At 27.6% G+C, this 24,460-nt stretch carries 27 protein-coding genes; 12 read left to right on the forward strand and 15 right to left on the reverse strand.

Annotation, left to right across the window (positions count from 1 at the left end):
* Nucleotides 1–22: 22 nt before the first annotated feature.
* The 3 genes from ALEK_RS08365 to ALEK_RS08375 all read right to left on the reverse strand — a co-directional run bounded on the left by ALEK_RS08365 (nt 23) and on the right by ALEK_RS08375 (nt 2,119).
* A complete protein-coding gene (locus ALEK_RS08365; RefSeq protein ID WP_071625617.1) occupies nt 23–748 on the reverse strand; it encodes a DsbC family protein in 726 nt (241 codons plus the stop codon).
* Between the two features lie 76 nt (nt 749–824).
* Nucleotides 825–1,724, reverse strand: a complete 900-nt coding sequence (locus tag ALEK_RS08370; protein WP_071625616.1) for an AEC family transporter — start codon at nt 1,722–1,724, stop codon at nt 825–827.
* Between the two features lie 11 nt (nt 1,725–1,735).
* Nucleotides 1,736–2,119: a winged helix-turn-helix transcriptional regulator gene (locus ALEK_RS08375; RefSeq protein ID WP_071625615.1), complete on the reverse strand. Its 384-nt coding sequence runs from the start codon at nt 2,117–2,119 to the stop codon at nt 1,736–1,738.
* Between the two features lie 374 nt (nt 2,120–2,493).
* Here ALEK_RS08375 and ALEK_RS08380 point away from each other — a divergent pair, with 374 nt between their 5' ends.
* The 3 genes from ALEK_RS08380 to ALEK_RS08390 are packed head-to-tail and all read left to right on the forward strand — an operon-like array spanning nt 2,494 to nt 4,025.
* Nucleotides 2,494–3,090, forward strand: coding sequence for an NAD(P)H-dependent oxidoreductase (locus ALEK_RS08380; RefSeq protein ID WP_071625614.1), 597 nt, complete (start codon nt 2,494–2,496; stop codon nt 3,088–3,090).
* Nucleotides 3,090–3,386, forward strand: a complete 297-nt coding sequence (locus tag ALEK_RS08385; RefSeq protein ID WP_071625613.1) for a putative quinol monooxygenase — start codon at nt 3,090–3,092, stop codon at nt 3,384–3,386. The genes ALEK_RS08380 and ALEK_RS08385 overlap by 1 nt, the downstream gene beginning before the upstream one ends.
* Before the next feature lie 9 nt (nt 3,387–3,395).
* Nucleotides 3,396–4,025: an NAD(P)H-dependent oxidoreductase gene (locus ALEK_RS08390; protein ID WP_071625612.1), complete on the forward strand. Its 630-nt coding sequence runs from the start codon at nt 3,396–3,398 to the stop codon at nt 4,023–4,025.
* Between the two features lie 22 nt (nt 4,026–4,047).
* Here the strand turns inward: ALEK_RS08390 and ALEK_RS08395 are convergent, their stop codons facing one another.
* A complete protein-coding gene (locus ALEK_RS08395) occupies nt 4,048–5,094 on the reverse strand; it encodes a PAS domain-containing sensor histidine kinase (protein ID WP_071625611.1) in 1,047 nt (348 codons plus the stop codon).
* Nucleotides 5,095–5,166: 72 nt separating this feature from the next.
* Between ALEK_RS08395 and ALEK_RS08400 the strand changes: the two genes are divergently transcribed.
* Nucleotides 5,167–5,919, forward strand: a complete 753-nt coding sequence (locus ALEK_RS08400) for a response regulator transcription factor (RefSeq protein WP_071625610.1) — start codon at nt 5,167–5,169, stop codon at nt 5,917–5,919.
* A 79-nt stretch (nt 5,920–5,998) separates the two neighbouring features.
* The gene (locus ALEK_RS08405; RefSeq protein WP_071625609.1) at nt 5,999–6,181 is read left to right on the forward strand and encodes a hypothetical protein; all 183 of its coding nucleotides are present in this window, start codon (nt 5,999–6,001) and stop codon (nt 6,179–6,181) included.
* 23 nt (nt 6,182–6,204) lie between these two features.
* Here ALEK_RS08405 and ALEK_RS08410 read toward each other — a convergent pair whose 3' ends face one another.
* The 10 genes from ALEK_RS08410 to ALEK_RS08455 all read right to left on the reverse strand — a co-directional run bounded on the left by ALEK_RS08410 (nt 6,205) and on the right by ALEK_RS08455 (nt 16,363).
* Complete coding sequence (locus tag ALEK_RS08410; protein ID WP_071625608.1) at nt 6,205–6,654, reverse strand: response regulator transcription factor; 450 nt, start codon at nt 6,652–6,654, stop codon at nt 6,205–6,207.
* Nucleotides 6,655–6,732: 78 nt separating this feature from the next.
* Nucleotides 6,733–8,055, reverse strand: coding sequence for a response regulator (locus ALEK_RS08415; protein ID WP_071625607.1), 1,323 nt, complete (start codon nt 8,053–8,055; stop codon nt 6,733–6,735).
* A gap of 243 nt (nt 8,056–8,298) precedes the next feature.
* The gene (locus ALEK_RS08420) at nt 8,299–9,150 is read right to left on the reverse strand and encodes an ABC transporter ATP-binding protein (RefSeq protein ID WP_071625606.1); all 852 of its coding nucleotides are present in this window, start codon (nt 9,148–9,150) and stop codon (nt 8,299–8,301) included.
* Nucleotides 9,151–9,171: 21 nt separating this feature from the next.
* Nucleotides 9,172–11,400: a sensor histidine kinase gene (locus tag ALEK_RS08425; RefSeq protein WP_071625605.1), complete on the reverse strand. Its 2,229-nt coding sequence runs from the start codon at nt 11,398–11,400 to the stop codon at nt 9,172–9,174.
* Between the two features lie 4 nt (nt 11,401–11,404).
* Complete coding sequence (locus ALEK_RS08430) at nt 11,405–12,361, reverse strand: substrate-binding domain-containing protein (RefSeq protein WP_071625604.1); 957 nt, start codon at nt 12,359–12,361, stop codon at nt 11,405–11,407.
* Between the two features lie 128 nt (nt 12,362–12,489).
* Nucleotides 12,490–13,707, reverse strand: a complete 1,218-nt coding sequence (locus tag ALEK_RS08435) for a PDDEXK-like family protein (RefSeq protein ID WP_071625603.1) — start codon at nt 13,705–13,707, stop codon at nt 12,490–12,492.
* Between the two features lie 14 nt (nt 13,708–13,721).
* Nucleotides 13,722–14,417 carry a molybdate ABC transporter permease subunit gene (gene modB / locus ALEK_RS08440; protein WP_071625602.1) on the reverse strand — a complete coding sequence of 232 codons (696 nt, stop codon included), beginning with the start codon at nt 14,415–14,417 and terminating at the stop codon, nt 13,722–13,724.
* The gene (locus ALEK_RS08445) at nt 14,417–14,812 is read right to left on the reverse strand and encodes a TOBE domain-containing protein (RefSeq protein WP_071625601.1); all 396 of its coding nucleotides are present in this window, start codon (nt 14,810–14,812) and stop codon (nt 14,417–14,419) included. Before ALEK_RS08445 ends, modB begins: the two co-directional genes overlap by 1 nt.
* Nucleotides 14,809–15,558 carry a molybdate ABC transporter substrate-binding protein gene (gene modA / locus ALEK_RS08450; protein WP_071625600.1) on the reverse strand — a complete coding sequence of 250 codons (750 nt, stop codon included), beginning with the start codon at nt 15,556–15,558 and terminating at the stop codon, nt 14,809–14,811. Before modA ends, ALEK_RS08445 begins: the two co-directional genes overlap by 4 nt.
* A gap of 22 nt (nt 15,559–15,580) precedes the next feature.
* Nucleotides 15,581–16,363, reverse strand: coding sequence for a TOBE domain-containing protein (locus tag ALEK_RS08455; RefSeq protein WP_071625599.1), 783 nt, complete (start codon nt 16,361–16,363; stop codon nt 15,581–15,583).
* A gap of 426 nt (nt 16,364–16,789) precedes the next feature.
* Here ALEK_RS08455 and ALEK_RS08460 point away from each other — a divergent pair, with 426 nt between their 5' ends.
* From ALEK_RS08460 to ALEK_RS08485, 6 genes are all read left to right on the forward strand, one after another.
* Nucleotides 16,790–17,194: a DUF5666 domain-containing protein gene (locus ALEK_RS08460; protein ID WP_071625598.1), complete on the forward strand. Its 405-nt coding sequence runs from the start codon at nt 16,790–16,792 to the stop codon at nt 17,192–17,194.
* Complete coding sequence (locus ALEK_RS08465) at nt 17,194–17,802, forward strand: DUF4405 domain-containing protein (RefSeq protein WP_071625597.1); 609 nt, start codon at nt 17,194–17,196, stop codon at nt 17,800–17,802. The genes ALEK_RS08460 and ALEK_RS08465 overlap by 1 nt, the downstream gene beginning before the upstream one ends.
* A gap of 70 nt (nt 17,803–17,872) precedes the next feature.
* On the forward strand, nt 17,873–18,535 hold the full coding sequence (locus ALEK_RS08470; protein WP_071625596.1) for a response regulator transcription factor: 663 nt from the start codon (nt 17,873–17,875) through the stop codon (nt 18,533–18,535).
* Nucleotides 18,532–19,938, forward strand: a complete 1,407-nt coding sequence (locus ALEK_RS08475; protein ID WP_071625595.1) for a sensor histidine kinase — start codon at nt 18,532–18,534, stop codon at nt 19,936–19,938. The genes ALEK_RS08470 and ALEK_RS08475 overlap by 4 nt, the downstream gene beginning before the upstream one ends.
* 87 nt (nt 19,939–20,025) lie before the next feature.
* Entirely contained in the window at nt 20,026–21,033 is a 1,008-nt protein-coding gene (locus ALEK_RS08480; protein ID WP_071625594.1) for an ornithine cyclodeaminase, read from the forward strand.
* A 10-nt stretch (nt 21,034–21,043) separates the two neighbouring features.
* Nucleotides 21,044–22,006 (forward strand): arginase, encoded by a 963-nt coding sequence (locus ALEK_RS08485; protein WP_071625593.1) that lies wholly within the window; start codon nt 21,044–21,046, stop codon nt 22,004–22,006.
* A gap of 4 nt (nt 22,007–22,010) precedes the next feature.
* Here the strand turns inward: ALEK_RS08485 and ALEK_RS08490 are convergent, their stop codons facing one another.
* The gene (locus ALEK_RS08490) at nt 22,011–22,613 is read right to left on the reverse strand and encodes a flavodoxin family protein (protein ID WP_071625592.1); all 603 of its coding nucleotides are present in this window, start codon (nt 22,611–22,613) and stop codon (nt 22,011–22,013) included.
* 337 nt (nt 22,614–22,950) lie between these two features.
* Between ALEK_RS08490 and thiI the strand changes: the two genes are divergently transcribed.
* On the forward strand, nt 22,951–24,414 hold the full coding sequence (gene thiI, locus ALEK_RS08495) for a tRNA uracil 4-sulfurtransferase ThiI (RefSeq protein WP_071625591.1): 1,464 nt from the start codon (nt 22,951–22,953) through the stop codon (nt 24,412–24,414).
* Nucleotides 24,415–24,460 lie beyond the last annotated feature (46 nt).

Below are 24,460 nucleotides of genomic sequence, written 5' to 3' on the forward strand. Positions count from 1 at the left end.
AGATGCATACTTATTAATGAAATTAGTTTACTTGAATTCCATATTTAGCTAGCATTTCTACCCAGCTTGCTTTATTACCATCTTTATCAAATACAGCAGGAGTACCAGCTACGCCTAACTCTCTACCTAATTCAATTTGTTCATCTAATTTAACAGTTAAATTCTTTAATGTTGTAGAATCAATTTTTCTGTTTTTATACTCAGGAGTATCTTTTGTTGTATGCATTGCTGCAATTTTACCATCATTAGTTTTTTTGCTCATAATATATAATGAAATATCTTTAGCATTTTTGTGGAAATCTAATGGGAAGTAGAAAACTTTGATTTTTACTTTATCCGCTATTTGAGGGAAATAAGATTCGAATTTTTTACAATATGGACATTCTGGATCTGTAAATAAAATATATTCATCTTTTCCAGTACCATAAGTAAAGGCTTCTTTTCCTTCTAATGCACTTAAGTCAGCAGGAACAGTAAGTTTAGCACCGCTTGTTGTATCAATAACATCACCAGCAATTAAAAACTTTTTATCTTTAGTTAAATAAATTTCATCACTTCTTCCATTTACTTTAACTTTTAATAAATATAAACTTCCAGTATCAAAAGCGTTTGTTACTTTGATTTGAACTTTATTAAATAGTTCTAATTTCTCGATTGATTTTACTTCTTTTTCTGATAGTTTATCAGCCGCATTAGCAGTACTTGCAAGAGCTAAAGCTAATAACATATTTCTAGCGATTTTTAACATAAGTTATCCTAATTATAAATTGTTTTAATATAATACTACTTTTATGTTTAGTATTTATATATATGAACGTATTTTACTATACAATGATTAACGATAAAATATAAGTTGTTAAAAAAGAGAAAATAATTCCATATCCAACAATTGCAACACTTAATCTTGGAGCAAGTCCAGCCATTGATGCCATTGCACCCGCTGTAATCATAGGAGCCATACCTGCTTCAAAAATAGATGCTTTTCCTGCAAGATTATTCCATCCAAATAAATAACAAATTCCAATAGCAATTAATGGAGCTAAAATTAGTTTGATTAACAAGGCAATACTAAGAGGTTTTAAATCATCTTTTGGAAGTTTAAACTGTAATTGTAATCCAACAGATACAAGTGCAACAGGTACTAAAGTAGCTGCAAATTGACCTAATACACCAGTAATAAGTGGATTAAACTCTTGTCCTAATAGTAATAATGCAAATATTAATGCAATAAAAGAAGGGAAAGTTATGATTTTTTGTACGATTACTTTAGCATGAATATTACCACTAGCACTATAATAAGCAGTAACAAAAGTACCATAAGCCGCAAGTGCTAAAAAGGTACCTAATTGATCATAAATTAGTACATAAGGTAGGGATTCTTCCCCTAGATATAATTCGATTATAGGAATACCCATAATTGAACTGTTTGTAAGAATAGATACTAATAATAAACTACCAGTAATCTCTTTTGACCAAGAGTAAATTCTTGCGAAAAATAAAACAATAAGAGCTGTAAATGCCATTACAAGCCAAGCAATAATAGTTGGAATTAATACATCAAAAGAGAATGTTAATTTTGGAACTTGTAATAATATGATCGCGGGTAGGGGAATGTATATTATATATTTGTTTAATATTATAGATGTTTCTTCTGGAAATATCTTAAATTTTTGTAATACATATCCTACTAATATTGCTATTGCAATTAATGCAAAATTTTCCACAACTTAAATCTTTAGAAATTGTTTTTCAAGCAAGCTTCCGCTTCACAAGATTCTTGTTCTGTAACAACACCAAAATCTTCAACATAGTTAATTCCCCATTTGTACATCTCTTTTAGTACTGGTTTTAATTTATCACCAATAGGAGTCAGACTATATTCTACTTTTGGAGGAACTTCTGCAAATACTTCTCTATTAATTATGTTTTTTTCTTCTAATTCTTTTAATTTTACTGTCAAAGTTTTTTGTGTAATTTCATTAATATCTTCATGTAAATCTTTGAATCTTTTAGGATTTTCTAATAAGTGCCAGATTATTGCTAACTTCCATCTATCATTGAAAATATCAAGTGTTACTGCAACTGAACATTTATATTCTTTATCATTTATTAAATACATTTTTATCCTTTATATGATGAAAGTATATCATAAAGTTAATTAAATTCTATTACTTACCTAAAGTAAAGTAAGCAGAATTTAAGTTCATTAGGAATATAATTTTCATATCGAAACAAAAAAGAACTCTTAAACGACTCTTCCAGAACTCGTTTCTCTCTGGAATTAGGATTTCTTTTATAGTTAGATAAACAATAGTTAGTAAATCTTTTTGTATTAATTAATTTTTTATAAATAGATGTAGATAAAAATTTGAAAAATTAGAATATGATATTAAATATCACATCTATTTAATTGTAGTTCCTCCATCAATACTTAAAAGGAATTTACAACTATTGTTATTTTCTAGAATACAAATAATATAGATAAGGCTTAAAATGAAAAATATTTTAATTATTAATGGACACCAAAAATACGATGGTTTTGCTGAAGGTAAATTAACACAACATTTTATTGATAATGCGGAAGAGTTTTTCCAATCAAATGACATGACTGTTAAACATACACATATTGATGCTGGTTATGAAGTATCTGAGGAAATGAAAAAGTTTGAATGGGCTGATTATATTTTATTTCAATATCCAGTTTATTGGATGAGTGTTCCTTGGATTACAAAAAAATACATAGATGAAATATTTTCAGCTGGTGTTGGGACTGTAACATATAATAATGATGGAAGAAGTAGAAGTGATTCTTCAAAAAAATATGGTTCAGGTGGAATTATGACTGATAAAAAATATATGTTAAGCCTTACATATAATTGTCCAGAATCTGAATTTGATAATAAAGATGGATTCTTTGATGGATTATCACTTGATGAAGCAAATTATGCTGTACATAAAGTATTCCAATTTTGTGGTGCAGAAGCTGTAAAGACTTATGCAATACATGATATTTTTAAAAGTGATTTAGATATTATTTCTGAAACTAATAAATTTAAAAATATCTTAGAATCTAATTTTAAGGATAAATAATGAATGAAGTAGTAGTTGTAGCAAAGTTTAGAGTTAAAGAGAACTTTTTAGATGAAGTATATGCTGATGTAGTTGAGTTACATAAAAAAACTCATGCAAATGATGAGGGTTGTATTCAATATGACTTTCATAAAGACCTAAATGACAAGTACTCTTTTACATTTGTAGAGACTTGGGCAAGTATGGATGCTTTATCTAAACATGAACAAAAAGAACACTTTCTAACTTGTATTCAAAATATTCAAGATAAATTAGAGAGTATTACAATTGATAAATTAGAAAAAATTAAAATTTAAGGAATAAAAATGAATAAAGAATTTATGGAAGCAATGGACTATAGACATGCTTGTAAAGTATTTGATGATACTAAAAAAATATCAAGAGAAGATTTTAATTTTATCTTAGAAGCTGGTAGAAAATCTCCTTCATCTTTTGGAATGGAACCTTGGAAGTTTTTAGTTGTTAATAATGAAGAGTTAAGAAAACAAATCAGACCTGTATGTTGGGATCAACCACAAATTACAACTTGTAGTGATTTAGTAATTATTTTAGCTGCTATTGAAGATGTAAAAGTTGAAAGTGGAGTTCCAATGAGAAAATTCTCTAGAAGAGAAATGCCTCAAGAGAAAAAAGATTTCTATATAGGTTTATATGCGAATCATTTAAAAGATACACTAAGTTCTGATGAAAATATTTATGCTTGGACTGCAAGACAGACTTATATTGCTGCTGGTAATATGATGACGGCAGCTGCTATTAAAGGTGTAGATTCTTGTCCTATTGAAGGATTTGAAAAAGAAAACTTAGAAAAAGTATTAAAATTAGATACTACAAAATATCAAGTAGCTATGGTTTTACCATTTGGTTATAGAATCAACGAACAATCTTCTCAATTAAGAGAAGGACAAACTGATGTAGTTGAGTTCATCGACTAATTCTTTATTCTCTATATTTGGATTACTTTTCTAAGGTAATCTCAAATATAGCACCATCTTTTGTATTACTTACTTTTATTTTTCCATTTGAATGTTTTTCTATAATAGTTTTTGTAATGTGAAGTCCTAATCCTGTACCATTTTTCTTATCTTTAGTAGAAAAATATGGTTCAAAAATTTTATGAATTATCTCTTCTTTTATTCCACCTGCATTATCTTCAATAAATATATACTGTAATTTATCATCTTCTTTGAATTTAATACTAACTTTTGGGCTTTTAATATTATTTTCTAATAAAGCATCTTTTGCATTATTTAGAAGATTTAATATTACTTGACTTAATTCATTTTTATATAAATATTGTCTTGATAGTTTTTGATCTTCAATTTCTAGTTCTATACCTTTTAATTCAAAAGTTTTTTCAATTATGTGTTGAGTATTACTTACAATTTCATTTAATGATACTAACTCTTTACTTTTTGTAGGAGTAAAAAAGTTTCTAAAATCATCAATAGTTTTAGACATATATTGTAAATATTTATTTATTTCATTTGCTTTTTCTATTAGTAATTCAGGACTTAATGATTTCATATTTGTTTTCATAATCAATCTTGTAACAATAGAAGAGATTGAACTAAGTGGCTGACGCCATTGATGAGCAATAACAGATATCATTTCACCCATTTCTGCAAGTTTTGCTGATTCAATTAATAATGTTTCTTTCTCTTTAATTTCTGTCATATCTAAAATAGAAACCATTTTATACTCTTGATTATTTAGTGTTATGTCTTTGATTTTTATAATTGCTGGAATAATTGTTCCTTCTTTAGTAAGCAAAGATACTTCTTGAAATAAAACAGTATTAAATTCTATGAACTTTTTTGTAAGTGTTGGCATTAAAACACCAACAGCTAAGTTTCCTATTAAATCAGATTTATTAGTGTATTGAAGTATTTCTAATAAAGACTTATTTACGTCTTTAATAAATCCATCTTCAATAATCATAATACCCTCAATTGTATTATCTAAAATTTGAGTTGTATCCCATGAAATTGATTGATTTTCCATATATATTATTCCTATGTGTTTATAAAGCTTATTATAGTAAAATTTTCCATTGGTTTAACGTAAGGAATAATAATGATTGACTATATACTCTTAGAAAAATATTCAAAAGATATAAATGTACTTTTTGTAGAAGATGATGAAGATATTAGAAAAGAAACTAGCGAGTTATTAGAAGATATTTTTCAAAAGAATATTACTATTGCTGTTGATGGACAGGACGGTTTTACTAAGTATATGAAATACCACGAAGAGAATAATAAGTATTTTGATTTAGTGATTACTGATATTTGTATGCCAAAAATAGATGGGGTAGAGTTAACAAAATTAATCAAAAAAGAAAACATTGAACAAAAATTAATAATATTATCTGCTCATAATGAATCTGAGTATTTAATGGAGTTGGTTAATGTAGGAATTTCACAGTTTATATTAAAACCTATAGAGTTTAATAGTTTCATTGATATTATTTATAAAATTTCAAAAGAGATATATCATATAAATAGTGAAGAATCAGAAGAGTTATCTTCAACTGTTAATTTAAGCTCAAATCTATATTGGGATAAAGACAACAGTCAATTAGTTCAAGATAGTGCAAAAATTAAACTTACAAAAAAAGAATTCTTGCTAATTGCTTTACTTCTTAAAAGTCCTGAAAAGACCTATAGTAATGACGAAATTGTTATTCATTTATGGAAAGATGATTTGGATAAATCTCCAGATATTTCCAATCTAAAGAATGTAATATCAAGACTTAGAAAGAAAGTTCCTTTATTAAATATAGAAAATATTTATAGCTTTGGATATAGAATAAATGTTATAAATTAGTATTATTTATAATAATATTGACACTATTGTGGTACTTTTTCCTAGTATAGTAATATATTGGTGAAAAGGAGATACTATTATGAAATCTTTAACATTTTTCTTATTTGTAGTTTTCGCTTTTAGTGGATGTACACAAGATATTAAAAGCCTAGGTAAACAAGAGTGTCGAAATCTTGGTTATAAATATATTCTTAAAAAAAGACTAAACTACAGAACTGGTAAATACGAATTAAGTTCAGTATGTCTAAGTACTGCTAAATAAACTTTCTTATTTAACAAGTCCACTTATGCTAAAGACTCGTCGCTCTTTAGCTTTTGTGTATATTGCTTATATAATTTTCTACAACTCTTATTAATTGATTTTGCAACAGAAGCTACATTTAGTGGTCTTACTATATAACTTAAGATATTTAATTTAATTGCTTTTAAAACTGTAGTATGATTATTGTCAGTTGTTAGGAAGATAAATGGTATATCATCTACTGTACGAATTTTCTCAAGCATTTCTATACCATTAATTTTAGGAATATTTATTTCGCTGATAATAAGGTCAAAACACTTTTCTTCATCATTTTTGTATTTTAAAAACTTCATATAACCATCAAGACCATTTTCGGCTATGGTTACATTATCAAAGTTTTCTTCTAATACTTTTATTGATATGTTTCTTGAGTAAGAATTAGATTTTACAAAAAGTACTTTTAGGCTTTTTCTATAATGATCATAACTTCTCATTGCTCTTTCCTTATTACTAATATAAATTATAATAAAGAAAAGTATGATAATAGTATCAAAAAGTGTTATTTTATATAATTAGATCTTTATAAATTTATCAAAAAGCGAAGCTCTATCCTTGTTTTCATGGTCTTCATCTATATTTTTAATAGTATCTCTTAATCCTTTAATGATATTTCTTTGGTCAATAATTTCACTATTTAGTTTTAGTATTTCTTGTTTTTTAGTTTCATTATCTTCTTGTAAATCCCTTGTCATTTCTTTTCTTTTTGACAAGTCTTTATTTAGATCTTTAATTCTCTCTGTAACTTCATTTACATTTTTACTATGAAACTCAAACTTCTTTTCTTGTTGAACTTCAATCTCATGAATTCTCTTTTCATAATATTCAATTTGTGAAGCAGCTTTTGCAAGACGAATTTTAAATCCATTTATTAAATCATTTTGAAGGTGATCATTTTTCATTTTATTAGTTAATTGTTCTTTTAGTAATGCTATTTGCTGATTCGCTTCTTGGTTGCTCTTCTTGTACTCTTGGTAACTTGTTCTAACTTTTCTTTTAAACTCACGTTTTTCCATCTCTTCTTTTGTTGTAAGAAATCGGATGCCAATATATTCAGCAAGTTTGTTTTTATCATCAAAAATTGGGAAGATTGTGGCATGAACAAAATATGGCTCTCCATTTTTAGTTTTATTTTTTAGTGTACCTTCCCAAACATCGCCATTTTGTATAGTTTTCCATAGTTCAACATAAACTGTTTTAACCATATCTTCATGTCTTACAATACTGTGAGTTTTTCCTATAACTTCTTCTTGTGTATAACCACTTACATCACAGAAAAAATCATTTGCATATATGATTTTTCCTCTTAAGTCTGTTTTTGAAACAATAGCTACTTTATCAATTACATCAGTGTACTGACGTAATAAAAGATTTTTTTGACGAATATGATCCATTAAGAATTTTTGTTGTTCTTCATTAATATCATTTTCATAGGAGTTTTTGATTTTTAGGGAAAGTTTATATAATATGCTATTCATTTCAGCATATTTAGTAGGTTTGATAATATATCCATCAACACCAAGTCTTATTGAGGTTACAAATTTTTCCACGTCTGAATATGCGGATATAATAATTATATTTTGTTTATTATTTATTTCTTTTATTTGAGTTGCCATTTCTAGACCTGACATCTCTGGCATATTTATATCAGTTATTACAATATCATATTGAGCTTCTTTATATAACTCTAATCCTTCTTTTCCATTAGCTGCATATACAACTTCTTTGAAAAGCTTAGATAAATAACTTATGATAGTTTTTGCAATATCTTCATCATCTTCAACATATAGTATATTTAGCGATGAAGCAACTTTTTGTAGTTCTTTTATATCTCCCATAACATAACCTTAACACAAAAATATATATTGTCAGTATACAAGAAAATGATTAAAAGATACTGCTTTTATTTATCAATTAGTGATAATATAATTAATTTATTTATACAATATTTATATGAAATGAAAAAAAAGTATTTAATATTATTCAGTACACAACTCTATCTTAGTGCTCATTACATCATTTGTTACATTAGTACTTTTATTTTCTGAGTATAGAAAAAACTTATTAATTGAAGCTACAAATTAATATGAGATTGTTGGTGCAAAAGCTTTTGTTCCAACTCTTATTTTCATTCCTATTTCAAGTTCATTTGCTTCTTCTTCACATAAAACTACCTCAACAAGTTGTTGACCAATAGATATAATAGCTATATAAATCACATCAGTTTTTACTATATCTAATAACTCCCCTTCAAAAGAGAATTTTTGTGAGCCTTGTGTTTTTAGTAATACATCTTTTGCAAATCCATCATTTATGATTTTTCCTTGCTCTAAAACTACTACACGATTAGATAATCTATAAATCTCACTTGGATCATGACTTACCATAATAGTTGTAGTTCCAAACTCTTTATGTAAAGTAAGAATTTCATTTTGTAGTTTTGTTCTCATACTTGGATCTAGTGCTGAGAGTGGTTCATCTAGTAGTAAAAGCTTTGGATTATTCATCATAGCTCGGCATAAACTAACTCTTTGTTTTTGTCCACCACTTAGTGTATTTGGCATTCTTTTTGCTAGTTCTTTTAGTTCAGTTAGTTCTAGTAGTTTATTAGCTAGTTTTTTGTCTTTGTTTACAAATAAAAGATTTTGTTCAATACTCATATTATCAAATAAAGCATAGTCTTGAAATACAAAACCAATCTGTCTTTTTTGTACAGGAAGTATATCTTTTTTATCAAGCCATGTCTCACCCTCTATTGTGATATTTCCACTTGCTTGCTCAAGTCCTGCAATTATACGAAGTAGGGTAGTTTTTCCACTTCCACTAAGTCCAGATAGGGCTACAAAATCACCTTTTTGGATTTGTAGGTTTACATCTAGATTCATAGTTCCATTTGAGCCGTGTAGTTCTTTGTTTATATTTATATCTATCATTTTATTCTTTATAATTTCAAATTAAATTGTTTTAAAAATAATTTGGAAATTGGCTCCTGTAAATTCTTGGTTATTGTATTTATATGTTTTATTTGTAACTCTAATTACTGCATCATGGTGTTTTGTAATAATCTGATGAGTAATACTCAATCCAATACCTGTACCAATGCTTTGATGTTTTGTTGTGAAGTATGGTTCAAAGATTTTGTCAATAATATTCTCAGGAATACCACCTGCATTATCTCTAATAGATAAAACTAATGTATCTTTATCTTTTTTAGTTTCCATAAATATATATCTATCTTCACTAATCTCAGCTAAAGCATCTTTTGCATTATTGATTATATTAATTATTGCTTGAATTAGTTGGTTTTCATATCCATCAATTATTCCATCATCTTCAAAACAAGTAATAAGAGTAATATCATTGTTTACAATAGATGAGTTTACAATAGATTGTGTTTTATCTAATACACTTAGTACACTTTGTTTTTCTTTGTTATTTGTATTTTTTATGAAGTTTCTAAAGTCATCAATAGTTTTAGATAGGTATTTAGATTGTTTTATAATACTTTCCATATCTTCTAGTACTGATGGTAATTCTAGTTTTCCAAATTCACTTTTTACTGTAATACCACTAGCAATTGTCGATATTACACTAAGCGGTTGTCTCCATTGATGTGCAATATTTCCAATCATTTCTCCCATTGAAGCCAGTTTTGCTTGGGATTCAAGTATTTTACGTTGTGTTAAGTCTTTTGCAATACCTATATAACCTTGAGTTTGATTGTTTTTATCTTTTAGTGTTGTAATTGCTAATAGAATAGGAATTTCTTTTCCTGCTTTAGTAATATATGTCCATTCATATTCATTTTCTAAATTTAAATCAGATTTAATACTAAGTGTTTTAAACCCAATTTTAATCTCTTTATTTAACTCTTGTGAGAATAGTTTATTTCTTTTTTCTATTTCTTGCTCTTGATGTAAAACTATTGGAGTATGTATATCAATAAGTTCATCTGCTTGATATCCTAGAAGTTTCTCTACTTCTTTATTGATTTGTTTGATAACACCATCTTTATCAGTTCTAATCATTAAATAACCAGAGTTATCAAATATAGCTGTTTGTAGGTTTAGAGCTTCAAATAGTTTTAGTTCATTCTCTTTATCTTCTGTAACATTATAAAACCAACCAATAATACACTCTTCATTCTCATATTGAATATTCATATATGAGGCTAATGCCCATACTACTTTGTTGTCAATATTTAGTTTTACTAATTTATTATAGATATCTTTTTTATTGTTAAGTGATTCTATTATGTTTTCATAAACTTTTTTGTCTTCATAGTTATCTTTTGGATTTCTAAATAAAGCTTCATTATCATTTTTTTTGATTAGTTTGCTATAGGCATAGTTAGAGAATATTACATTTTCTCCTTGGTCTTTAGTAATTCTTACAGCAATAGGGCTCATTTCTAAAAGATGATTAAGTCTATTTTCACTTGCTTTTAAGACCTCTCTAGAGCTTTTAACTGAATTAATCATATCGTTAATAGTATTTGATAACTTATTAATTTCTTTAGAGTTATTGTTTTTTAATAGTTTCAAGGGAATACCATCACTATCTTTATTAGAAATAATCTCAATAATATCTGATATTGGTTTTAAAATAAAAAGTCTAATACTAATAAATAAAAACAATATTAATAAAACAGAAATAATTATAGTATCAATAATACTCTCTTCAATAATGTTGTTTAACTCTTTATTCATAGTTGTATCTGATATATAAACACTTAAAACACCTATTGTTTCGTTTTCTGTATTTACAATATCAAAAGTATCCATGTAGAAACTTTCTTTTAATATATCATTTTGACTTTTGTTATTTACATCATAATCATATACTTTTTTATTAAGAGCTTTTACTTTTCCTGTTGTATAAGACCTTTCACCAATTAATTTACCCATATTATAATCTTCAATGATAATGGCAGAAATATTTTTGTTTTTTACTTCATTTGATATTAGATTGTCATATTCATTTACAGCATAAGCTGCTAATAAATTAGTAATATTACTTTTTAGAGAAACGATAGTTTCTCTTGAATCTTCTTTTATTTCATTAATTATTCTATTTTTAGTATTTATATAATTATAGGTAGCATGAAATGCCATAGTAATAGTAACTGTAAAGATAATAATAATTACAAGTTTTGTATATAAAGATTGTTTTGTATTTTTCATGTTATTACTTATTTTCTATTCCTAATACGTTTCTTTTGATTGTAGATAACTCTGCTTCAATATTCTCTTTTGAGATACTTAAAATTGGTAATTGTATATGTTTTGCTACTTTTTCATTTTTTAGATGTTTATCTAGTGCTATTACAGCTTCTTGTCCCATTAGATATGGTTGTTGCATAGCAGCTCCAATAATATCTCCTTTTGGAATAAGGTCTAAAAATACAGGTTCTGCATCAAATGAGATTAGTAATACTTCATTACTCTTACCTGAATCGTTTATTGCATTTATTGCCGCTTTGTAGAAGTTTGATGTTTGAAGCCAAATAGCTTTTAGATTTGGATATTTCTCTATCATATCTTTTACATAGTTATATGTCTCTTCTTGTGTCCATTTACTTAGCTGTTTAATATCTGCACTTTTGATTTTTTCTTCATCTAAAGCTTTCATAAATCCTGCTGTTCGCTCTTGTCCATTTAGTCTTTTTTGTGGAATTGCTATGATTCCTACAGTACCTTTATCATAAGATAAGGCTTTCATCTGTTTTGCAAGAAGTTTCCCAATATTGTATGCACCATTTTTATTATTAGAAGATACATAAGATACATACTCACCTGAATCTGTACCAATATCAGCTATTACTACTGGGATATTAGCTTTTTTAGCTAGTTTTAGGATTGTTACACAAGCAGAAGAGTTTGTAGGAGATACTATAATTCCTGCTACTTTGTTTCTAATAGCTTTAATTGTATTTGCTAATTCTTGTTTAGCACTATTATCTGCACTATAGATTTCGAAGTCGTAACCTAGAGAATTACTAGTACTATTTATACCCTTGCTCATTATTTGCCAAAAAGGAATATTTATGTCAGATGTCATATAAATAAGCTTTTTATTTGTTGTTGATGCTTGTATCATCGTAGTGATTAAACATAAAGAAATAAAGATAAGTTTTAATGGCATAATATAATTCTCCCTGAGTCGATATAATAATTATAATTAGTAATAATAATACTAAATTAATGGTTTGAAATATATAAATTACTACATATTTATAGGCTATTATTTTTTATAAAATAAAAGTCATATTTTTATTGTTTGAATTTTGCTATGTAATTATTTACTTCTGATGAAATTTTATTTAATTTATCTTCAAATTTCTGACTATCAAAAATTTCATAAGACAAATCTTTAGAATTGTTCTTCCCGTAAAAATTTATTTGAGTATCTGTTTCTTTATATCTAGCATTTTTATTTACTCCAGTTATAGAGATTTTTTTTGATATATCAATAACTAAACTTGATTCAATAATATCATCGCCAATTTGAAAACTTAGTAAACTAGAATTATATAAGTATAGATAGCAATTAAAATGCTCACCATTTCTATTCAATTTATAACGTATTCCAAATTCAATATTTTTTGCTGATCTTTTTTCATTTACTTTTTGAGTTAATTCTTCTTGAGAAGTATAGTTAATTTCTATTACATCTTTTTCAAAAAAATATATAGATGAATCTAATATTATGTCTGTATTAACTTTTGAAGTTCTATTTTTTACTTCATCCCAAAATATAGCTTCTTTTTTTGCCCAAATAAGTCCAATATTTTCTGATAAAATAGTTGCGCTTTCTATTAAATCAGGAGTATTAATCATTTTTAATACTTCCATTTCAATTTCCTTCGTATGTTTATTTGTAAGTTTTTCTATTAATATTTTATATTGAGTAAGGCTTTCTCTGATAATAGGCAAATCAAAACTTTTTTCAATTGATTTGTTAATCCAGTTTAATATATGAAATGAAAAAGAAATTCTTTCATAACTAATACCCTTAGTACTTAATTCACTTGCATCATTCCCATTTAATGTTAAATAATAACATCTAGTTCTTTTCTTTTTTTTATCTGCAAATTTTTTATAATCGGATAATTGATTAATTTGATCTTTTGCATCAATTTTCATTTCAATTACAATAAAATTGTTATTATCCTCAATTGTAAAATCTATTCTTCTATTAGTATCTGTTAGATGTTCTCTATTGACTTTAGCACTATTAAAATCAAAGTCTTTAATGTTTAAAATGTCTGCAATAAAAATTTCTAAATATTTTTTACTTTGATTATGGCTTCCTTTTGGATTAATAAGTTCATATATTAATGCAGAATGAGTTTTAACTTCAAATCTTTCTATATTTAAGATACTAAAAATATTAAAATTTTCACCCTTATATTTTTTTAGTTCTTTAACTGTTTCAATCTTCCCCTGAAGTTTGATGAGTCTTTTTTCTAATTCATAAAAATCTATCATAATTTGTTTTATCCCTATATAAAAGTCTTCTTCTGTTTAGCATTAAACACATAAACCCCAAACAACACTATAAAACTAAGTATTACCATAATTCCACTATAGATATGAGCACTTTCATAGTCTAGTATTTCTACAAACTCATAGATAGCTACAGAAGCTACTTTTGTCTCTTCTGGAATACTTCCACCAACCATAAGAACAACTCCAAACTCTCCAACAGTATGAGCAAATGTAACGATGATGGCAGTAAGAAGTGCTGGTTTGATATTTGGCAGCGCTACGTAAAGTAGGGTAGTAAACTTAGATTTTCCACTTATGTAGCTAGCTTCAAGCATATTTTTATTCAGAGTTTCAAAACCACTTTGTAATGGTTGAACCATAAAAGGCAGACTATAAAAACAACTTGCAATTACTAAACCTGTGAAGTTAAACACTAGTTTGATTCCAAAGTACTCATCAAAAAATGCTCCAATAGGAGAATTCAAAGACAAAGTATAAAGTATATAAAATCCAAGAACCGAAGGAGGCAATACAATAGGAAGAGCAGTTATTGCTTCTAAGATTGGTTTTGCTTTTGATTTAGTTTGAGATAACCACCAAGCTAAAGGTAGGGCAATAATAAACAAAATCAAAGTAGTAGTAAATGCTAACTTGAAAGATAATACAAAAGGTTCAAGTTCTAGGTTACTTAGAGTATCAAAAAAGTTCATTACGATATAACCTCTTTTATTGATATTTCACTAGCTTTTACCAAAGCTTGTACCTCATCACCCACATTAAGATTTAGTCGATTAACCGATGAGGTAGTTATGATACTGCTTAGAGAATCGTCATTTATAGATAGTTTTAGTGAGCTTAATAATTTCCCCTTATCAAGGGCTTTTATTACACAATCAAATCTATTTGATAAAGATATATCTCCCTTTAAGTCTTTACCAATAGCTATATGAGAGGCATTAATACTAAGAATTACTTGGCTTCCTACTTTTACGTCTTTTAGACCTAAACTCATCATAGAAAGAGTTGTTCCTTCATAATCAAACTTTACAATAGTTAGATTATCCATAGAGTCTATTTGTGTTACTTGTGCTTTTAGTGTATTCATGGTAGTTGGTATCCGTATGTTTTAAAAATCTCTTTTGCTTTAGGCGATAATACAAAATCATAAAAAGCTTTTACTTCTTTATTCTCTTTTCCTTGTTTTAGTATTACAAGACCTTGATCGATTGGAGTATACAAAGATGAATCAACTTCTTTCCAGTTAATATTCTCTTTAAAATGGCTCATTTTAGGTGAGAATAGTGAGGACTTAGCAATAAGACCAATATCAGTTGCAGTTACAGTATAAGAAACTGTTTGTGCGATTGATTCTCCATAGATTAGTTTTGCTTTTATGTTTTTGTATATCTTCGCATTTTTAAGTGCTTCTACACTTGCTATTCCATAAGGTGCAGTTTTAGGATTGGCAATAGCTATTTTTCTTATGCTTTTATCTTCTAGAAGATTAATACCTTTTGAGAAGTCTTTTGGCTTATTACTTAAGTATGCAAGTGAGCCTTTTGCATAAATTATAGGCTTAGTTATTGCTATGTTGTTTTTATATAAAGTGTTTGGATATTTCATATTTGCAGACATGAATAAATCGTATGGAGCACCATGGCTTATTTGAGCAGTTAGTTTTCCACTACTACCTAGTGTTACTCGCACCTTTGTATTTGGATGAAGTTTATTAAACTCTTTTTTCAAATCATTTATTGCATAAGATACATTTGCAGCAACTGCAATCTTGATTGTACCAGCGTTAGCACTTAATCCCAATAATACTAATCCAATAAGGCTTTTGTTTAACATATATTATCCTTTAGACTTAACACTATTTACCAATCATAATGTCAGAAGATTTAATAAAAGCGAAAACTTCCTTGCCAATTTCAAGTTCTAATCTCTTAACAGCACCAGTTGTAATAATAGAAGCAATACTTTCATTTTCACCAATATCTAGAACTACTTCACTGTTTGTACTATCTTTTGTGATAGATGTGATTGTTCCTTTTATTTTGTTTCTTGCACTAATTGCGATGTTTTCATCTGTTGATAAAAGTACATTATTTGATTTAAATATTGCGATTACTTCATCTTCGTTTTTTATGTCCAAAGACTCTAAAGCTTCTTTTGAAATATTGGCAAAAAGTTCATGTCCACTTTTGGGAACTATTACGATATTTGCATTTACATCATTTGAGACAATCTTGTCTACTTTTCCTATGATTTGATTTCTTGCACTAATTTGCATAGCAAGCCTTCCTATTGTTTTAAAAGTTCCAGTATCAATATCTGTTAATTCTTGTAGTGTTTGCATAAATCTTGTTTGTTCTTGTTTTAATACTTTGTATGTTTTTAGAAGATTTAATCCATATTCAGTAAGAGCAGTTCCTCCACCACCTTTTCCTCCTGTCTCTTTTGAGACTATTGGAGTATGTGAGAGGTTATTCATTGCGTCAACTGCATCCCAAGCTGTTTTATAACTCATTGGTACTGCTTTTGCTGCTTTGCTAATTGAACCGTGTTCTTCTATTGCCAAAAGAAGCTCGATTCTCTTTTCTAATAAAAAAGGCTGATCAAACAGCTCTAGAGTTAGGTTAGATGATATATTCACATAAGTCCTTATATATTCAAGTATATAACGTATATTAAAATCATATCGTTGTATATCTTAATATACAATGAAAAGATATATTACATATAGCAATATTCTATCTCTATACGGCATTTGTTAAATTGTAAGTAGGATAAAACGTATAACAAAGAGCCAAAAGAGCCTATTTTGGGCTTTTATTCACCAATCAAGTATTATCTTTGATAAATTTTATTTACAAAATGCAATATTTCACTGTTTTATACTGTAATGTTTTATCTTTATATGGGCTTTGTTAAATAATAAGTGGGGTATACAATAATACAATGTTTAAAATTAGATAAAATAGACAAATTCTCAAAATGAATAAAATTTCATTTTTACTTCACTTGCCATTCATTTTAGTCCTTTAAACTTACCCTATCAAAACAAACGAAGGATTTAAAAATGAAAACAACACACAAAGTAATATTAGCAAGTTTAGTATGTGCAATACCTCTTGGATTATTAGCTCATGATAAATATGAAGATAAAAACCAAAAAAATGAAAACTATAAAGAGAGTTTTAAGTCACACTTTTTTGAAGATGACAAAGGTGATCATGAAGATTACAAATACGAAAGAGAGTTTTATGAGAAAAAAGGTGTAAACTATATCTTCGAAGGTAAGTTAGAAGAAAAACCAAAAACAGGTTTTACAGGTGTATGGAAAATTTCTGGAAACAAAATCTTAGTTGATGATACAACTATAATTATTCAAGAAGATAAAGCATTAAAAGTTGGTGATGAATTATACATTGCAGCAAAAAGACAAAACGGTCAAATCAAAGCGGTTGAGATAGAACAAGACTAATGAATAAGAAGTTTAATAAAAGAGCGTTTATATCCCTGATAACATTCTTTTTAAGTATTATGGCACTAATCACTGGTATTGTCCTTCTAGTGATGCCTGATGCTACTATGGCTTATTGGAATAGTTGGAGTTTATTAGGTTTACAAAAGAACCAATGGGAGCACTTCCATGCTGTTATCTCTATTTATCTTACGGTAATTGTGATATTTCATATTGTTCAAAATTGGAAAGCAATGCTTAGTTATATGAAGAGTAAAGCAGGAGAAAAATTCAAAAATAAAAAAGAGTTGTTATTTGCAAGTATTGTAAGTATAGTTCTAATAGCAGGAAGTAGTGTAGAAACGCCAATTTCATCAATCACAGCAGTATTTGAACCAGCGCAAGAATCTTGGTATGACACAAAGGATGAACCACCCTTTGAAGACGCACAGGGCTTACCTCTTGAAATGCTAGCTAATATTCAAAGTTTTGACAAAAGTAAAATTGAAACTATTTTTAGAATTAATAAAATAAAGTTTGATTCCTTTGAAGAAACACTTGAAGATATAGCAGAACAAAATGATACTAGTTCTAAAAGATTATATACGATGATAAAATCTAATAGCTAAATATTTTGTATATATTGTTCACTAATGATTTTTTGGGCAATATATACGAATATCAAAAGAAGAAAAGAATATGAAAATACTAATAGTAGAAGACAATCCACAAATTACAGACTTTTTATCAAAGGGTCTAAAAGAGCAAGGTTATGCAGTTGACATCGGTAGTGATGGAAAAGAGGGCTTTTATCTAGCTACAACAAACACTTATGATTTAATCATACTTGATATTATGCTTCCATTTATGAGTGGCTTAGAAGTTTGTAAAGAGTTAAGAGCCTATAAGATAGATACACCAGTTCTTATGCTTACAGCAAAAGATGATAGTGACGATATTATAGAAGGCCTTGATAATGGGGCTGATGACTATATGACTAAACCTTTTGTACTAAAAGAACTATTAGCACGTATTCGAGCAATGCTTAGACGTAAAACCTCAACTACAAATGAATTAGTTTTCAAAGATTTAAAACTAGACATTATAAAAAAGACAGTATCACGAGCTAATAATAAGATAGAACTAACTGCAAAAGAGTTTTCTATTTTAGAATTATTAGTAAAGAATCAAAACCAAGTAGTTAGTGATTCTATGATTATTGAATCAGTATGGGATATGAACTACTCTAATGCTTCTAATTTAGTAAAGGTATATATCTATAGACTTAGAAACAAAATCGACAAAACTTATGATGAGGCATATATAAACAATATCAAAAACATTGGATATACACTAAAATGAAATCAGTAAAATCAAAACTATTCATATCTTTTACTTCTACTATCTTTGTAATACTTCTATTTTTATCAATTATCTCTATCTATTTTTTTAATCTAAATAAAGAAACACGTACTTTAGAACTACTAGATGCTACATATACACAAATGGAAGATATTCTAGAAGATGATGAAAGCTTAAAAATAAAAGACCTAGATAAATATATAGATTTACGAAATCAGTTTTTAATTATCTTCAAAGAAGACTCAATTGCCTTTACAAATCAATCTAGATTTAAAACCCAAGAGATATTAGAGCAGATTAAATATGAAGATGAACACGAAGATGATTCTAAAAAATATGAAGATAGAAAAGAACAATTAGATAAAAAATATGAAGACTATTATGATGAGGGCTTTATAGAGATTGATGATTATGTTTTGACTATCAACTCTTTTGAAAAAGATGGAGAGTATTATGAGGCTTATTTAGGAATAGATGAGAAATACTTAGAACAATCACTTGATGATATATACGGAACGATTATTGTTTTAAATATAGTTATATTCTTTCTTCTTACTTTTTTAGGTTATTTACTTATAAATAAGACTATTAATCCTTTGAAGTTAATACTAAATGAATTAGAGCATTTACAAAGTAGTGATGATTTATCAAAAAGACTAAAAGAGAATAAAACAAAAGATGAGTTTGAAGAATTGATTATCTCTTTTAATAAGATGTTAGAAAATGTAGAAAACAGTGTAGAAAATATAAAACAGTTTTCTTCAGATGCTTCCCATGAATTAAAAACTCCACTTACAATAATACAAGGGGAAATAGAGCTTATTAAAAACAAAGAAGCTAGTAAGGAAGAGTTAAAAGCTGTTATAAACAAAGTAGATAAAGAACAAAAGAAACTACAAGAGATTATAAAAAACTTCTTATTATTATCAAGATTAGAAAAAGAAGTACAAAGTAACAAAAGAGCTTCTTTAGATAAGGTTCTTTTTGAAGCAGTAGAATTAAACCTAGATTTTATAGAAAAGAAGAATCTAGAGCTAATCTTAGAAATAGAAGAAGACTTAAATGTAAACTTTGATGAGAAGTATTTAAGTATAGTAGTTAATAACCTGCTTACAAATGCTGTTAAGTATACACAAGAAGGTCATATAAAAATTCTTGCTAAAAAACAAAATAAAAATATACTCTTAGAAATAAATGATTCAGGTATAGGAATAAGTAAAGAAGATCAAAATAAAATTTACGAGAGATTCTATAGAGTAGATAAGGCTAGAACTTCTATGAAAGATGGAATTGGTCTAGGACTAGCAATTGTTAAAAAGATTTGTGAAAGATTTGAATCGTCTATAAAAGTTAAAAGTGAAATAAACAAAGGAAGTACATTTTCAATAAAGTTTAAAGCTTAAAATTTTTTTCGTAATTTAATTATTTACTTGATTAAAAGGCTAAATAGTGCTAACATATCTATTATATCTTTTGTACAAGGAGTAAATATGCTAGTTTTACAAATAGACGACATTAAAAAAATAATAGAAAAAATAGGTTTTAAACAATACTTCCTAAAACTTATAGATACCATTGAAGAAGATTATAAAACATGGCATGACTTTGATAAAATGCCTCGTATTGCTACCCATGTAGATGGGGGAGTAATTGAACTTATGCCTATCTCAAATAAAAGCCAATATAGTTTCAAATATGTAAATGGACATCCAAAAAATCCAAAAGCAAGTAATAAACTAACAGTTATGGCAACAGGACAGTTATCAGTAGTAGAAACTGGTGAGCCTCTCATGTTTTCAGAAATGACTGTATTAACAGCTTTTAGAACTGCGGCAACTTCTGCATTAGCTGCTAAATATCTAGCACCTAAAGATTCACAAGTTTTAGCAATCATTGGAAATGGAGCACAAAGTGAATTTCAATACCTAGCCTTTTCATATATCTTTGATATTAAAGAACTTAGATACTTTGATGTAGATTGTCTTGCAATGGAAAAAATGGCAGAGAATCTAAAACAGTATGATGTTAAATTAACACCTTGTAAAGATGCTAAGCAGTGTGTAGAAGGTGCGGATATTATTACAACTGTAACAGCTGATAAAAAATACCAAACAATTCTATCAAAAGAGATGATTAAGAAAGATGTGTTTATAAATGCACTTGGTGGAGATTGTCCAGGTAAGACTGAATTATCATCTGAATTAGTTAAAGATTCACATGTAGTCGTAGAGTTTTTAGAACAATCAAAAATAGAAGGGGAGATTCAACACCTAGGTGATGATTATGTATGTCCTGAACTTCATGAGATCGTAAATAAAGAAGTAAATTTAAATGTAAGCAAAGATGGAACTATTATTTTTGATTCCGTTGGATTTGCTTTACAAGACTATTCTGTTCTAAGACTTACTTATGAGTTAGCTAAAGAGCATGATATTGGAGTTGAATTAAATCTTATTCCAGAAATGAGTGATGTTAAAGATTTATACTCATTAGTATAAAGGAGTCATTATGAAAGATTCATCAAGATTTATAAAAATTGTTGAGGTCTATTCTGATATAGCAGGAAGAAAAAAAGGTGCAGGGCTTGGAATAGATGCACTTATGAAATCAAGCCAAAGCCTAAATTCAAGATATTTTAAAAAATACCCTGCTGAGGTAATCCTAGATGAGAACTCAAGCTTTAATGAAGTGTCAGCATATTCAAATGCAAAATATATAGACAAAATATATCTAGTTACAAAACGATTAGCCGATCGAATAAAAAGTCTAAGGGATGAAAAACTTTTCCCAATAGTACTTGCAGGAGATCATTCAAGTTGTGCAGGAACAATGCACGGACTTAAAATGGCTCATCCAAATGATGAAATAGGTGTAGTTTATATAGATGCTCATGCTGATATTCATTCTCCATATACTTCACCATCTGGAAATATTCATGGAATGCCTTTATCAGTTGTAACAAATTTGGATAATAAAGAATCTCAAATCAATCAATTAGATGAAGAAGAGATTAAATATTGGGAAAAATTAAAAGATATTGCAGGAGAGAAACCTTCAATAAAACCTGAAAATATAATCTTTTGTGCTTTAAGAGATTTTGAGCGAGCAGAAGAGACTTTGATTCATAAACACAATATTAAAAAATACAATGCTAAAGATATTACATACTTAGGTATAAAAACTGTAGTTGATGAAATATTTAAAAAATTAGAGCATTGTAAATATATTTATGTCTCTTTTGATGTGGATAGTATTGATCCTTTATATTTACCCGGAACTGGAACACCTAGTGAAAATGGCCTAAGTTTTGAGCAAGCAATGCAATTAAATATGCAGCTTATAAAAAATGAAAAAGTTTGTTGTTGGGAAATTGCGGAGATAAATCCAAAATATGATGATGCAAACAGGGGAACAACTGCTATATTTAAAATATTAGAGCAGGTTACGAAGATGTTGATTAAAAACTATTGACTAATCAAGAGGCTTTGTTTTTAAAAGATTCTATTAACTTATCAGCCATCGTAATTAGTCTGTCTTCGTATGAAAGTATTAAGTCTTCTTTAGGAGTGAAGGCTAACCAATCTAAAACCTTAGCACCAATTGAGTGTGAGGTTTGTTCCATATACAATCTAGAAGTATAAAAACTATGATTCATAAAATACTGGGTTGTGTTGTAGTTGATTAGAATTGAGCTTTTTTCTAGACTTTGTTTTCTAGGAGTTGATTGTCTTTGTCCAAAAGGCCAATAATGATAAGCAACAAATCTCTCAGATACTTTCTCATGAACCTTGTTTTTTGTAAAGAGATTATTTCTATCTGCTAAAATCACATAAGCATCAGCTTCTTCTATTTGTTTTAGGGTTTTATTCATATCGTCTTTGATTACACAATCAATTGGATATTCACCTTTCTTTTGAGTACAAGCCCTACATTGGGAACACTTAACAATTTGCATCTCTGAGTATTTTAATCTTACTGTTTGAATATTTAGTGAGTTAAAATAGTCATTTAAGTACGTAATTACTTTATCCATATCATTATGATTGGATTCAGTACAATCTATAAAATTTATTATCATATAACACCTCATTGAAAATTATCAATTTACACTGAAATTATATTATATTTTATTTTGTGAAAAAATAAAACTACACTTTATTTGAAACTTTTTTGTTTATTTGTGAAATAAATATGCAAAAAAGATATATTTATATTCTATACCCTTTGTATTACATTCGTATAACAAAATGAGAAAAAATAGAGAAAAAGATAATTTTTTTATTATCTTAAGAAGAGAGGTTTTGCTAAGTTTTAGTCAAATTTATAGTTTATTTTACTCATGAATTATTTAATCTTCCAACCTTAAATATCTTATGATATAATTCCGTTTATAAAACAAATAAGGTCCTCGTAAAATGGAAATGTCACAAATAAAGACACAAAAATTCATAATTAAATTTTTCCCTGAAATCATGATCAAGGGTACTTCTGCTAAAAGACAAATGGTAGCCCAATTACATGGAAATATTCAAAAACTAACTAGAAAAATCTCTGAAGAAATTACTTCAAGAAAATTCTTTGATAAAATAGAAGTTGTATGTCCAATAGATGTAGTTACAGAAACTAGACAAGTATTATTAGAAACGCCAGGTGTTGAGCAAGTACTTGAAGCATTACAATTTGATAAAATCACTACAATTGACGAAATTAAAGTTATTGTAAATGAACAAATGGCAAAAGAGATTCAAGGTAAGGCTTTTGTAGTAAGAGCTAAAAGATCTGGAACACACTCTTTTAAATCAACACAAATTGAACAAACTGTTGGTGGATATATGTTAAGTAGAAACAGCGATTCTACTGTTGATTTACATAACCCAGAAGTAACAATTAGAATTGAGCTTGTTGATAACCAGTTAAATATTATTACTCTTAAACATAAAGGTTTAGGTGGATTCCCATTAGGTACTCAAGGTGATATTTTATCATTAATGTCTGGTGGATTTGACTCAACAGTAGCTTCATACTTAACAATGAAAAGAGGTGTTAAAACACACTTTATTTTCTTTAACTTAGGTGGTGTTGCTCATGAGATTGGTGTTAAACAAGTAGCATTCTACTTATGGAATAAATTTGGTTCTTCTCATAAAGTATCATTTATTTCTGTACCTTTTGATGATGTAGTTACTGAAATCTTCAGATCTACTAGTGAATCATACATGGGTGTTACACTAAAAAGACTTATGTTAAAAGCAGCAGAAAAAATTGCTGATGAAATGAAAATTGATGCAGTTATGACAGGGGAGAGTGTTGCTCAAGTATCTTCTCAAACATTAAGAAACTTAGCATTAATCGACCAAGCTACAAATAAATTAGTTTTAAGACCTTTATCTACTATGAATAAACCTGAAATCATGGATATTGCTAATCAAATCGGAACTAGAAGATTTGCTGAGACTATGCCTGAGTATTGTGGTGTAATTTCTAAAAATCCTGTAACTCATGGCTCTTATGACAGAATGGAAAAAGAAGCTAAGAAATTTGATTATTCAGTACTTGATACAGCTGTTGAAAATGCAATTAAAACAGATGTAAATGATATTGTAAATGATATTGAAGAAATTGGACAAATGGAAGTTGTAAGTGATCTTTCTAGTGGAAATTACACTGTAATTGATATTAGACAAAGTGATGATTGTATTGAAACTTCTTGTGAAACATTAAAAATTCCTTTCTATAAATTAAAAAATGAATTTAAAAAACTACCTCAAAATAAAGAATACTTATTCTATTGTGAAAAAGGTATTCTAAGTCAATTGCATGCACAGTATTTAAGAGATGCTGAAAATTGCAAAAATATTAAAGTTTACAGACCATTATAAAATGAATATTTCAGCCAAAGATAATTTTATATATCTTTGGTTGTTT

It is taken from the genome of Poseidonibacter lekithochrous, assembly GCF_013283835.1.
In the GTDB taxonomy this organism is placed as follows: domain Bacteria; phylum Campylobacterota; class Campylobacteria; order Campylobacterales; family Arcobacteraceae; genus Poseidonibacter; species Poseidonibacter lekithochrous.

Bases quoted from the DNA above. Each gene is read 5' to 3' on its own strand.
- ALEK_RS08365 (WP_071625617.1), bottom strand. From the start codon at position 748: ATGTTAAAAATCGCTAGAAATATGTTATTAGCTTTAGCTCTTGCAAGT.
- ALEK_RS08375 (WP_071625615.1), bottom strand. From the start codon at position 2,119: ATGTATTTAATAAATGATAAAGAATATAAATGTTCAGTTGCAGTAACA.
- ALEK_RS08380 (WP_071625614.1), top strand. From the start codon at position 2,494: ATGAAAAATATTTTAATTATTAATGGACACCAAAAATACGATGGTTTT.
- ALEK_RS08385 (WP_071625613.1), top strand. From the start codon at position 3,090: ATGAATGAAGTAGTAGTTGTAGCAAAGTTTAGAGTTAAAGAGAACTTT.
- ALEK_RS08390 (WP_071625612.1), top strand. From the start codon at position 3,396: ATGAATAAAGAATTTATGGAAGCAATGGACTATAGACATGCTTGTAAA.
- ALEK_RS08395 (WP_071625611.1), bottom strand. From the start codon at position 5,094: ATGGAAAATCAATCAATTTCATGGGATACAACTCAAATTTTAGATAAT.
- ALEK_RS08400 (WP_071625610.1), top strand. From the start codon at position 5,167: ATGATTGACTATATACTCTTAGAAAAATATTCAAAAGATATAAATGTA.
- ALEK_RS08405 (WP_071625609.1), top strand. From the start codon at position 5,999: ATGAAATCTTTAACATTTTTCTTATTTGTAGTTTTCGCTTTTAGTGGA.
- ALEK_RS08410 (WP_071625608.1), bottom strand. From the start codon at position 6,654: ATGAGAAGTTATGATCATTATAGAAAAAGCCTAAAAGTACTTTTTGTA.
- ALEK_RS08415 (WP_071625607.1), bottom strand. From the start codon at position 8,055: ATGGGAGATATAAAAGAACTACAAAAAGTTGCTTCATCGCTAAATATA.
- ALEK_RS08420 (WP_071625606.1), bottom strand. From the start codon at position 9,150: ATGATAGATATAAATATAAACAAAGAACTACACGGCTCAAATGGAACT.
- ALEK_RS08425 (WP_071625605.1), bottom strand. From the start codon at position 11,400: ATGAAAAATACAAAACAATCTTTATATACAAAACTTGTAATTATTATT.
- ALEK_RS08430 (WP_071625604.1), bottom strand. From the start codon at position 12,361: ATGCCATTAAAACTTATCTTTATTTCTTTATGTTTAATCACTACGATG.
- ALEK_RS08435 (WP_071625603.1), bottom strand. From the start codon at position 13,707: ATGATAGATTTTTATGAATTAGAAAAAAGACTCATCAAACTTCAGGGG.
- modB (WP_071625602.1), bottom strand. From the start codon at position 14,417: ATGAACTTTTTTGATACTCTAAGTAACCTAGAACTTGAACCTTTTGTA.
- ALEK_RS08445 (WP_071625601.1), bottom strand. From the start codon at position 14,812: ATGAATACACTAAAAGCACAAGTAACACAAATAGACTCTATGGATAAT.
- modA (WP_071625600.1), bottom strand. From the start codon at position 15,558: ATGTTAAACAAAAGCCTTATTGGATTAGTATTATTGGGATTAAGTGCT.
- ALEK_RS08460 (WP_071625598.1), top strand. From the start codon at position 16,790: ATGAAAACAACACACAAAGTAATATTAGCAAGTTTAGTATGTGCAATA.
- ALEK_RS08465 (WP_071625597.1), top strand. From the start codon at position 17,194: ATGAATAAGAAGTTTAATAAAAGAGCGTTTATATCCCTGATAACATTC.
- ALEK_RS08470 (WP_071625596.1), top strand. From the start codon at position 17,873: ATGAAAATACTAATAGTAGAAGACAATCCACAAATTACAGACTTTTTA.
- ALEK_RS08475 (WP_071625595.1), top strand. From the start codon at position 18,532: ATGAAATCAGTAAAATCAAAACTATTCATATCTTTTACTTCTACTATC.
- ALEK_RS08480 (WP_071625594.1), top strand. From the start codon at position 20,026: ATGCTAGTTTTACAAATAGACGACATTAAAAAAATAATAGAAAAAATA.
- ALEK_RS08485 (WP_071625593.1), top strand. From the start codon at position 21,044: ATGAAAGATTCATCAAGATTTATAAAAATTGTTGAGGTCTATTCTGAT.
- ALEK_RS08490 (WP_071625592.1), bottom strand. From the start codon at position 22,613: ATGATAATAAATTTTATAGATTGTACTGAATCCAATCATAATGATATG.
- thiI (WP_071625591.1), top strand. From the start codon at position 22,951: ATGGAAATGTCACAAATAAAGACACAAAAATTCATAATTAAATTTTTC.